This is a genomic window from Empedobacter sp. UBA5924, from assembly GCF_002431085.1.
GTDB classification, from domain to species: Bacteria; Bacteroidota; Bacteroidia; order Flavobacteriales; family Weeksellaceae; genus Empedobacter; species Empedobacter falsenii_B.
This window is the reverse complement of sequence record NZ_DJDM01000046.1, coordinates 1-10,106: the sequence shown is the minus strand read 5'-3', so window position 1 is coordinate 10,106 and position 10,106 is coordinate 1. Positions and strand designations below refer to the sequence as shown.

At 29.6% G+C, this 10,106-nt stretch carries 16 protein-coding genes; 7 read left to right on the top strand and 9 right to left on the bottom strand.

Going from position 1 to position 10,106, the window contains the following annotated elements; translation table 11 throughout:
- From B3792_RS12665 to B3792_RS12650, 4 genes are all read right to left on the bottom strand, one after another.
- Positions 1 to 214: hypothetical protein (locus B3792_RS12665; protein ID WP_291059145.1), on the bottom strand; the 214-nt coding region annotated here is incomplete at its 3' end.
- A gap of 103 nt (positions 215 to 317) precedes the next feature.
- The gene (locus tag B3792_RS12660) at positions 318 to 1,073 is read right to left on the bottom strand and encodes a DUF4241 domain-containing protein (RefSeq protein WP_038335748.1); all 756 of its coding nucleotides are present in this window, start codon (positions 1,071 to 1,073) and stop codon (positions 318 to 320) included.
- An 80-nt stretch (positions 1,074 to 1,153) separates the two neighbouring features.
- Positions 1,154 to 1,753: a hypothetical protein gene (locus B3792_RS12655; RefSeq protein ID WP_291069757.1), complete on the bottom strand. Its 600-nt coding sequence runs from the start codon at positions 1,751 to 1,753 to the stop codon at positions 1,154 to 1,156.
- Positions 1,746 to 2,321: a Crp/Fnr family transcriptional regulator gene (locus B3792_RS12650; RefSeq protein WP_291069755.1), complete on the bottom strand. Its 576-nt coding sequence runs from the start codon at positions 2,319 to 2,321 to the stop codon at positions 1,746 to 1,748. The genes B3792_RS12655 and B3792_RS12650 overlap by 8 nt, the downstream gene beginning before the upstream one ends.
- A 108-nt stretch (positions 2,322 to 2,429) precedes the next feature.
- Here B3792_RS12650 and B3792_RS12645 point away from each other — a divergent pair, with 108 nt between their 5' ends.
- The 3 genes from B3792_RS12645 (at position 2,430) to B3792_RS12635 (ending at position 4,073) form a co-directional block, all read left to right on the top strand.
- Entirely contained in the window at positions 2,430 to 2,837 is a 408-nt protein-coding gene (locus B3792_RS12645) for an RrF2 family transcriptional regulator (protein WP_221854439.1), read from the top strand.
- A gap of 53 nt (positions 2,838 to 2,890) precedes the next feature.
- Positions 2,891 to 3,547, top strand: a complete 657-nt coding sequence (locus B3792_RS12640; RefSeq protein WP_125349349.1) for an NAD(P)-dependent oxidoreductase — start codon at positions 2,891 to 2,893, stop codon at positions 3,545 to 3,547.
- A gap of 94 nt (positions 3,548 to 3,641) precedes the next feature.
- The gene (locus B3792_RS12635; RefSeq protein WP_125349350.1) at positions 3,642 to 4,073 is read left to right on the top strand and encodes a hypothetical protein; all 432 of its coding nucleotides are present in this window, start codon (positions 3,642 to 3,644) and stop codon (positions 4,071 to 4,073) included.
- A gap of 53 nt (positions 4,074 to 4,126) precedes the next feature.
- Here B3792_RS12635 and B3792_RS12630 read toward each other — a convergent pair whose 3' ends face one another.
- Positions 4,127 to 4,522, bottom strand: coding sequence for a hypothetical protein (locus B3792_RS12630; RefSeq protein WP_125349351.1), 396 nt, complete (start codon positions 4,520 to 4,522; stop codon positions 4,127 to 4,129).
- Between the two features lie 110 nt (positions 4,523 to 4,632).
- Positions 4,633 to 4,998: a methylglyoxal synthase gene (locus B3792_RS12625; protein ID WP_019973715.1), complete on the bottom strand. Its 366-nt coding sequence runs from the start codon at positions 4,996 to 4,998 to the stop codon at positions 4,633 to 4,635.
- A gap of 99 nt (positions 4,999 to 5,097) precedes the next feature.
- Here B3792_RS12625 and B3792_RS12620 point away from each other — a divergent pair, with 99 nt between their 5' ends.
- Positions 5,098 to 6,147 carry a 2Fe-2S iron-sulfur cluster-binding protein gene (locus tag B3792_RS12620; protein ID WP_125349352.1) on the top strand — a complete coding sequence of 350 codons (1,050 nt, stop codon included), beginning with the start codon at positions 5,098 to 5,100 and terminating at the stop codon, positions 6,145 to 6,147.
- A gap of 66 nt (positions 6,148 to 6,213) precedes the next feature.
- On the opposite strand, the gene B3792_RS12615 is transcribed toward B3792_RS12620, so the two are convergent.
- On the bottom strand, positions 6,214 to 7,536 hold the full coding sequence (locus B3792_RS12615; RefSeq protein WP_221854442.1) for a solute carrier family 23 protein: 1,323 nt from the start codon (positions 7,534 to 7,536) through the stop codon (positions 6,214 to 6,216).
- A 149-nt stretch (positions 7,537 to 7,685) separates the two neighbouring features.
- Between B3792_RS12615 and B3792_RS12610 the strand changes: the two genes are divergently transcribed.
- Complete coding sequence (locus B3792_RS12610) at positions 7,686 to 7,907, top strand: heavy-metal-associated domain-containing protein (RefSeq protein WP_038335762.1); 222 nt, start codon at positions 7,686 to 7,688, stop codon at positions 7,905 to 7,907.
- A 55-nt stretch (positions 7,908 to 7,962) separates the two neighbouring features.
- Here B3792_RS12610 and B3792_RS12605 read toward each other — a convergent pair whose 3' ends face one another.
- Complete coding sequence (locus tag B3792_RS12605; RefSeq protein WP_221854443.1) at positions 7,963 to 8,307, bottom strand: hypothetical protein; 345 nt, start codon at positions 8,305 to 8,307, stop codon at positions 7,963 to 7,965.
- 505 nt (positions 8,308 to 8,812) lie between these two features.
- On the opposite strand from B3792_RS12605, the gene B3792_RS12600 reads away from it, so the two are divergent.
- A complete protein-coding gene (locus B3792_RS12600; RefSeq protein WP_115000270.1) occupies positions 8,813 to 9,295 on the top strand; it encodes a hypothetical protein in 483 nt (160 codons plus the stop codon).
- A gap of 23 nt (positions 9,296 to 9,318) precedes the next feature.
- On the top strand, positions 9,319 to 9,765 hold the full coding sequence (locus B3792_RS12595) for a hypothetical protein (protein WP_147279982.1): 447 nt from the start codon (positions 9,319 to 9,321) through the stop codon (positions 9,763 to 9,765).
- Here the strand turns inward: B3792_RS12595 and B3792_RS12590 are convergent.
- A partial coding sequence (locus B3792_RS12590) for a hypothetical protein (protein WP_291051821.1) occupies positions 9,762 to 10,106 on the bottom strand: 345 nt, incomplete at its 5' end. The two genes, B3792_RS12595 and B3792_RS12590, sit on opposite strands and share 4 nt — an antisense overlap.

Here is a 10,106-nt window from a genome sequence, read left to right as displayed (position 1 = left end):
TCAAAATGCACAACGGGTATTCTATTGTATCGTATTCCAAATAAAAGTAGTGGATAGAATCATTATAAAAAATATTAGTTTTCCCTCTTAAACTGTAATTATCATCAAATAAATCTTGATTGGATTCTATTGCTGAAATTGTATTTTGATAATCAATTTTCTTAGAACAGCTTATTGTTTCTATAATAAATATGCTAATAAGAAGTTTTCTCATTCTGTTTAATATGATATACAATACGTTAATATGCATATTTTTAAACAAAAAAATCCCTCAATTTCTTGAAGGATTTTAAATTTTATTTGATCGAAAAAATTAATTACAACCACTCATCATCATCTTCTGAATCTTCTAATTCAGCATCGATGAATTGAATATAAAATGCAACAATTTCTCCTTTTTCATTGTATCCAAAGTAAGCGGGATAAATTCCTTCACCAAAACCAGCTTGAAAAATTGGCGATTTGAATTCTGTATTTGGAATTGTCCAATTGATCCAATCTCCTTCTTCTGATTGATATTTCGGATTATTTTTAGCGTTTTCTACAAATAATGCATTGAAATAATCATCATATAAATTTACATCACCTTTACTTTCGAATTCATCAATAAACTTTACAAAAGAATCTTTTGCTTCTGCATCAACAATTGTTGCTAAACCACTTTCAATAGAAAAACCAAAATATTCTCCTTCTTGTAATTCGTCAATCAACTCAATTCCTTTCATTGCTTCTTCATAACGAACAGGTTTTTCGTTTGTAAAAGCAACTTTGATACAACCAATCAAATTCTCAACATCACCATCGTCTTCAAATTTTACGATGCTTGCAGTTACAGGAAAATTACCTTTTGGCGTTTCAAGGAAATAAGGATCTTTGTCCATTGATAAATATTCACCCAAAGGATCATTTACAAAGATTTTACCTGATGGTAAAGAAACTTCTCCCATTTCGATTTGGTCGATTTCTACACCTCCAATTTCTTTATCTGTAAAATATTTTTCTAAATCATTAGGAGCTAAAGTGAATTCTCTTTTAGATTCCCAAGTTTTTAACCATTCTGCTGTTGGTTGCATAAATTATTGTTTTTAAGTGGTACAAAATTACATTAAATAATGAGAGTAACTCAACTTTTATATGTTAGTGAAAAATTAAATTATTTTAAATTTTTTCTCAATTCGTTCTTATCAATATCATATTCTAAATGCATGATCGAAATTAAATCATCTTCAGAAAGTAAATTGTTTTTGTAATATTGAATTAAAAATGATTCGATTTTAGAAAATTCATTTAACGATTTTTGTAAAAAATAAGCTTCAATAAATTGATTATCTTTTGTTTTTAATGTAATCAAATTACTAATTCCGTGCGAACCTTCTGAATTTTCGAACTCACCAAATTCTTTTACAGCTTTTCCTTTGTAATCTTCATTATCAATGACAATAGAAAATAAATCGTTGATTGAAAAAGTTTGATCCTTTACAGAAATCGTATCTTTTGTAAATGTCAATTTTCCATCAAAATTACCTTTCAATTCTGTCGAAGGTCGCTTAAAATAACCATTCCAATAAGCAACAGCTGTTGCTAAAAGTCCAATAAAAATGTAATAATATATTTGATTTTTAAAAACTTTCAGTTCCAAAAACACAAAACTAATTACAGTAACAGCGAGAAATGATAAGATTACTTTTGCAATCTGTTTATTATTTTTTTTAGGTTTTTCTGGTACAAAAATTTCAAAACTATAACTATCCATGTGCTATTTCTTTACGAACTCTACTTAAACTTTCGGGTGTGATGCCTAAATACGAAGCAATCATCCATTGTGGTATGCGAGAGAGTTGATTTGGATAAAGACGCATAAATTCTAAATAACGAGTCTTTGCAGATGCACCAAGTAACAAATTAATACGATCTTGTAAACTACGTACATGATTTTGAATTAATTTATTTTGAGCAGCTAAATAATTTGGATTTAATCGTGTGATTAAATCATTCAATTTTTCATTCAATAAAATAACGGTAGAATCTTCTATTGCTTGAATATAAAATTTTGATTGTTGCTTACAAAAAGCACTATTTCTATCACTTACAATCCAATTTTCTGTTCCGAATTGTAAAACATGTTCTTTTCCGTTTTCATCTATTGTATAAGAACGAATAACGCCAGATTCAACAAAAAAATAATCTTCGGAATATTCACCAGGTTCTAAAATAAATTCATTCTTTTTGATGTGTTTTACCACCAAAAATTTTTCAATTTTTGCCCATTGTTCATCTGTGAGATCAATAATATTTGATAAATGTTTTTTATAATTTTCCATTTGTATAGGAGTATGCAACAAATTTAAGAGAAATTAATCAATAAAATTGTATCAATATTTGTTACAATTGAAAATTTTGTACTAAATTTGTCCCATCGATTTAGAGAAATGAATAATTTAAGATTTGCAACGGCGATTCATATTTTAGTTTTGACTGAAAAATTTAAAGGACAATTAATTACTTCTGATTTTATTGCTGGAAGTATTAATGTGAACCCTGTTGTGGTTCGTCGTGAAATAAAATTCTTGAAAGAAGCAGGTTTTATCGATTCGAAAAAAGGTAAAGAAGGAGGAATTTATTTAGTTAAAAATTCTGCTGATATTTTGTTAGGTGATGTGTATAAAATTGTCAATCAAGAAAATGTTTTTGGACGAATGAATCATACCAATCCAGAATGTCCAGTTGGTAAACAAATGAATGACAATCTTGAAAGATTATTTGATAATGCTGAATCAGATTTAATTAAATCGTTAAATCATAAAACTTTAAAACAATTTTCTGATGAATTTCAGTAAAATTTTTTATCTTTAAATGTAACAAAATTAATTACAATATAAAATTAAATAAAATGAGAGTAGCAGTAATTGGAGCAACAGGTTTTGTAGGCTCACATATCGTAGAAGAATTGGTAAATAGAAATCAATCTATCAAAGCATTTGCACGAAATACTGACAAGGTTTTAGATAGTAAAAATGTAGCAAAAGTGGCGTTAGATGTAAACGATGTACAGGCTTTGGCGACAGATTTGAAAGGTGCTGATGTAGTTGTAAGTGCATTTAATGCAGGTTGGGCAAATCCAAATATTTATGAGGATTATTTGAAAGGTGCAAAAGCAATTGAAGAAGCAACTAAATTAGCTGGTGTAAAGCGTTTGATTGTTATTGGTGGAGCGGGAAGTTTGTATGTGAATGATCAAAAAGAATTACAAATTGTAGACACACCAGATTTTCCTGAACAAATAAAACAAGGCGCTTTGGCAGCGAGAGATTATTATAATATCTTGAAACAAGATAATGAGTTGGATTGGACAATGTTTTCTCCAGCGCCAGAAATGCATCAAGGAACATCTGGAGAGCGAAAAGGAACATATCGTTTAGGCAATGATGTACCAGTTTTCAATGCAGAAGGGCGTAGTATTTTGTCTGTGGAAGATGTTGCAGTGGTGATTGCAGATGAAATAGAAAATGCAAATCATATAAAAAGCAGATTTACAGCAGCTTATTAAGATATTTGAGTAAATTTACAATAAAATTATTTTTATAGGACAATTTTTTGTTTTTGGTACGGTTTGTGAAAATCAGATAACAAATACAAGAATAATGAAATTGTCAATCGCAATAGGAAGTTTAATCCTAAGTTTAGGATTTGTTCTAATATGCTCTTTTCTAAATCTTGGTGTATTTTTTAATCAACTACTTGGAGTAGTTTTTCTGTTCTGTAGTTTGTTTATGGGGTATTTAGGTTTCGTCAATTTATTTGATTACCTAAATCATTCAAGATTATTAAATAAAGGAGTAAAAGTAAAAGCACATATTATTGAAATAAAAAGAGGTTTATTAGGAGAAAATCATTTGCCAGATTATATAGTTGAAGTCTTTTATAAACATCCTAATAATGAGAAAATTTACTATACAGAGTTTGAATATTTTGGAGATGTTAATGCAAATGAGATTTTAAAAAAAGGAAAAGATGTCGATATCTTAATCGATCCTCAAAATCCAGAAAATATATATTATAAAAATATAATTTAAAAAAGGCTGTCCTAACAAATAGACAGCCTTTATTATTTTTATTAGGATAAAAACTATTGTTTGATATACGTTTTATTTCCGTTATCGTTGATATAGTATTTTCCACCTTTTGGTCCTACATAAACTTTGTGTCCATTGTAAGTCCCTGCAGTAGTTGTTTTAGCTACAGTCGTTTTTGTTTCTTTTTTTGGAGTAGTCGTTTTCTCCACTTTTTTTTCTGAAGCTACTTTTTTGTCATTGACTGTTTTAGCAGTTGCATCAGTTTTCTTAGTTGTAGTTGCTTTTACATCCTTTTTTGTTTCTGTTACTTTTTTATCAGTTGTAGCCTTTGTTTTTGCCATTTCTGTTTTAGCAGTTTTAGTTGGAGTTTTAGTTTGAGCAAATGCTACAGTAGATCCAGTAAATGCAAATAAGCTAAGCGCGATAGCTGTTTTTTTAATTAAATTCATTGTAATTTGGTTTTGAATTGTTATTTATATTCAGTTAAAATTTCTATTCAATATTAAATAAATTATCCACCAAAACAACCAAAATAAACTTAAGATTAGCTTAAGAATAATTATTTCAAATGATCCAATAACATTTCTGCTGTCGCTGGGTTTGTAGCTAATGGGATATTGTGTACATCGCACAGTCTCAGTAACATATTTACATCTGGTTCGTGCGGATGTTTTCCCATCGGATCTCTAAAAAAGAAAACCATATCTGTTTTTCCTTCTACAACTCGAGCGGCAATTTGCGCGTCACCACCAAGAGGACCAGATAGATAGCGCGTTACTTTTAGTCCAGTTTGCTCTGCATACTTTCCTGTAGTCCCTGTAGCAATAAATGTGATATTATTTTTGTTTAAAGCTTCTTTATGTTTCATTAAAAAATTGACCATTTCAGCTTTTTTTCCATCATGAGCGATCAATGCTATTTCCATATATTTTTTCTATTTAATCTAAAATCTTACTTTTGTACAAAGTTAGCAGAACAATCTTAAATAACGAGTTGTTTTAAGAATTATAAATAGTATACGACTATGAAATTTAATTTATTAACAGTAAAAGAAATTGTAAAATTAACGGCTGATGCTGTTCAAATTTCGTTTGATGTTCCTGAGGAATTACACGAAGAATACAATTTTTTACCTGGACAATATATCACTCTTAATATTAATGGAGAACGAAGAGATTATTCTTTGTGTGAATCTCCTAATGATAAAAAATGGAGCATTGGGGTTAAATCTCAACCAAATGGAAAGATTTCTTCTTATTTAGCAAATGAACTAAAAGTTGGTGATCAATTGGAAGTTTCTACACCAAGTGGACGTTTTACAATTCCAACAAAACCAAACGAAAAACGTACGTTATTAGCTTTTACGGCGGGTAGTGGAATCACGCCAATTATGAGTATGTTAGAGTTTACTTTGCAGACTGAAGAATGGGTAAATTTTCATATTTTTTATGTAAATAGAGATGAAAACTCAATCATGTTCAAAGAGCGTTTGACAGAATTGAAACAAAAATATCCAAACAATGTTTTTATTCATCATTTCTATACGCGTCAAGATCAAGAGAATTTTATTTACAACGGACGAATTGATGAGAAGAAGTTTGATTTAATTTTGAATCAAATTATTGATATCAATGAAGTCGATGAAGCAATGGTTTGTGGACCAGAAGAAATGATTTTGACTTTAGCGAAGAAAATCAATGAAGCGGGAATTATCGAGAAACATATTCATTTCGAAATGTTTAATCCTTCAGTGAAAACAGAAGATATTTTTACAAAACATGACGAAGGACCTCAAACGGTTCAAGTTACTGTAACACTTGATGGAGAAACTTCTGAAGTGACTTGGGATAGAGGAAAAAATTTGATTGATACAATGTTAGACGCTGGTATTGATGCGCCTTATTCATGTAAAGGTGGTGTCTGTTCGTCTTGTATGTGTAAGATAACGGAAGGCGAAGTGCATATCGGAGACAACTATGTATTAACAGATTCTGATTATGAAGAAGGAATGACGTTAGCGTGTATTTCTCGTCCAAAAACAGCTACTTTAGCAATTGATTTTGACGAAGTTTAAGAACAAAAAATATCTAATAAAAAAAGACGGAAATTATAAATTTTCGTCTTTTTATTTTATGATAATTTAATTTTCTTCATCAAACATTTCTTTGAATGAGACAAATTCTCTTCCAGGAAGAATCAAATTTAAAGCAACTCCAATTATAGAAGCTAAAGCCATTCCTTCTAAAGAAAATAAATCTCCAATGTGGATTGCTGCACCACCGATTCCAATGATAAGAATAACAGAGGAAATAATAAGGTTTCGTTTAATCTTGAAATCAACTTTATTCTCGATTAGCATTCTTAATCCGCTCGAAGCAATAATTCCGAATAATAAAATAGAAACGCCGCCCATAACTGGTGTTGGAATTGTACTTAATAAAGCTGAAACTTTACCACAAAATCCAAATAAAATAGCAAAACATGCTGCTCCAATAAATACATAAATGCTAAAAGCTTTTGTAATGGCTAAAACACCAATATTCTCGCCATACGTTGTGTTTGGAGGTCCACCTAAACAAGCTGCAATCATTGTTGCAATACCATCTCCTAACATCGATTTATCAAGACCTGGATCTTCGATTAAGTCTTTGTTCACGACTTTACTCAAAACTAATTGATGTCCGATATGTTCTGCGATTGGTACAATTGCGACCGGAATCATTAAGAAAATAACATACCAAGACAAAGTTGGTGTGTAATCTACAAAAGGAATGGTAAAATCTGGAATCATAAACCATTTAGCTTCTATAACAGGATTTAGGTCGACAACTCCCATCGTAATTGCAAAAAGATATCCACCAATAATTCCGACCAAAACTGGAATTACACTCAAAAAACCTTTACTGAAAATTGCTGTAATTATCGTGATAATTAAGGTAACAAAACCAATTATAACATAGGTTAAATCATATTCACCAGAAGGATTATTTGTCACCATTTTGATTGCTGTAGAAGCTAATCCCAGACCAATTACCATAATTACTGGACCAACAACAATAGGGGGTAAAAGTCTCATTAACCATTTTGTTCCTGCCGTTGCTATAAATAGTGCGACCAATGAATAAGTAACTCCTACCAAAAAACTACCAACCAAGAAACTTCCTGTCGCAATTCCACTTTCTGGGTTTGTTTCTAAAGCTTTCATTGCGATAATTGGATTGATAAAAGCAAATGAAGATCCCAAATATGAAGGGACTTTTCCTCGTGTAATTAAGATGAAAACTAAAGTTCCGATTCCACTCGAAATTAATGCAATTGCTGGAGACATTCCTGTCAAAGCAGGAACTAAAACTGTTGCACCAAACATTGCAAAAAGATGCTGTATACTTAATAATATACCTTGTCCTAACTTCGGTTTTTCGTCGATCGCTAAGATAATATTTTGGTCATTTTGTTGACTCATTTGTAAAAGAAATTGAAATTGTTTTGTTTGAATGCAAAAGTAGCTCAAAACGATTAATAAGTATAGAAATCATATAACTATTTAGCGAAATCTTGTAAATGGTTTTGGAACAATTCTATCGAAATTTGTAAGACAAAAATCAAAGAGTTATGGAAACAAAAGAATTAAAATTCAAAACAAATATAAATTGTAGTGGTTGCGTGAGCAAAGTGAAACCTTTTTTAGATAAGTTAGATGGTTTAGAAGCTTGGGAAGTTGATACTGATAATCCAGACAAAGTTTTGTCTGTAAAAATTAATCAAGCAACAGACGAAGAAATTATTGATACAATTGAGGAAGTTGGTTTTTCAGCTGAATTAATTGAGGAATAGATATTTTTTTAGGTAGAATGACTTATTTTTTGTGATAGTTTAAGTCAATATAATCTCAAGTTAATCTTGTGTTGACTTGAGATTTTTTATTTTTTCGAAATTGTAGAAAGAAAAGTACGCCCATAGCAAGTTGAAGAATAAATAATAAAATAATCCAAGTATTCATTTTTGCTGCAAAATCAGATAATTGATTGTACATTACATCATATTTATCTACCGAAGTTTCAGCTATATTTTTCACAAACTGTATATCGTTCGATTTTTCAATGAGCATAATTTGTTCACCTTTATAACCTTCATTTTTATTCGGAACAACTTCAATTTGATTAGCGCTTACAAAAAACAGAAAAATACTAATGATTGTAGATAAAAATAATAGAAAATAATTGATGTATTTCATGAGTTAGATTATGTTTTGCAAAGATACACTAACTTTTATTAGCTTGTTGTATATGCGCCAAATGATGATTGCAATTCCAAGCATAAATCGCAAGATTTGTTTACTGATGACGAAATTTTTTGTCCCAATCACTTTCAACAAAAGAATTTAACAAAGTAACCCAACGTTGATGCAGCCTTCAGAACGATATTATTGTTCGAATTTAGGTTCTGAAAGAGAGGTGATTTCATTCTGAATTTTTTGTGGAAACTCACGAATTGTTAAAATTCATCATTCAATAGATTCTTTGTTAAATGATGTTGAAATTTCAAATTTTCTAGTGTTTTCATATTGTTCTTAAGTTTAAGAAATTTTTACAACTTTACTGATAAAAATTATTCTATTTTGTTAAAACAAGTCACTAACTTTGCAACTTCAAAAAATAATTGTGCAAACCAAACGCATCATAAAATTTGTCACGATACTGATTATTTTTATAATTCAGTTTCTGTTTTTATTTTCGATAATGAACGAAAGAATAGAACATTATCTTGTTCCTTACATTATTGCTGCAATTTGTTTACTTTTGATTGTGGTTTACCGCAAGTTTCCACTGCATCATCACGAATATTCTTTTGATCGTAAAACTTTGGTTTTATGGATTCCTATTGCAGCAATAATTACATATTTGATCAATAATAAATTAGGTTTAGGCGGTGTTTTTTCTGCAGGAATTATAGGAACTTTAGGTTCTTTTTTAACGAAGTTTAATTCTCGTTCAGAATATCTAAAACAAATTGCAGGACCAATTTATTGTGGTGCTTTCATTGGGATGACTTCGCTTGATTTTCAGTATGTTTATTGGATGATTATTTCGGCTGGAGTTTTTACTGCCTTGTTATTTTTTGCTACAAAATCTTTATTTGTTGGTGTGGGTGGAAAGCTAGGAACATTAGCATTTATAGGCGTTTTGTTGAGTATGTTGTTGTTTAAATTAATTATTGGCTAATGATTATTGAATTTTTAATATTAATGATGTTTTCAATAATTGCTTCATTAACAACATATGAATTAAACATTCGTTTCAAACAAGGTCCAGTTCGTGCCTCTGCAATGATTGCAATGATTGTCGGTGGATTTTTCTATTTTTTTCCAACAATTTTACCAGAGTTTTATACCAAAAATATTCCGTTGTATGTAATTGGCGGAACTTTCATTGGAATGGTATCATCAACCATAAATATTAGTTATTTTTCGTTAGTTTTTTCTCCAATTTTATTTGCAGTTTTATTGCATTATACGAGCAAAATTTTCAATGGTTATGGAGGGGCATTAGGTACAACTGCTTGTATTTCGTTGATGTGCACAATGGCATTTCCTATTATCACAAAAAATAAAAAGGTAACATATGGTTATCGTCTAATTCGAATTATTTTTAAGAAAAGAAAACGTAAGAAAATTATTAAACGAAAAGTTTAATCAAAACAATTGAAAACAATCTCTCCCAGTATTTTACTTTTCCAATAATTGATCTGTTTAATTTCTGATTCACCTAATAATTCTAAATCAGAAATGTTTACTTTTTTATTTAATTCTTTTGGATTTAGAAGGATCAAACTTGAATTTACTTCGGCTTTTAATTGTGAAATTAATTCAATAGGAAAGTCAATAAATTTCAAATCAAAGCATCTATTTTTTTCTACACAAGCAAAGATTAAATAAGTTGAATTTACTATCAAATAAAAATTTTGTTTTGTCTTTTGATAATTAATTTTAATTTGATAAAAGTTAGAAGAATCAACCCGTTGTGCATTTTGATT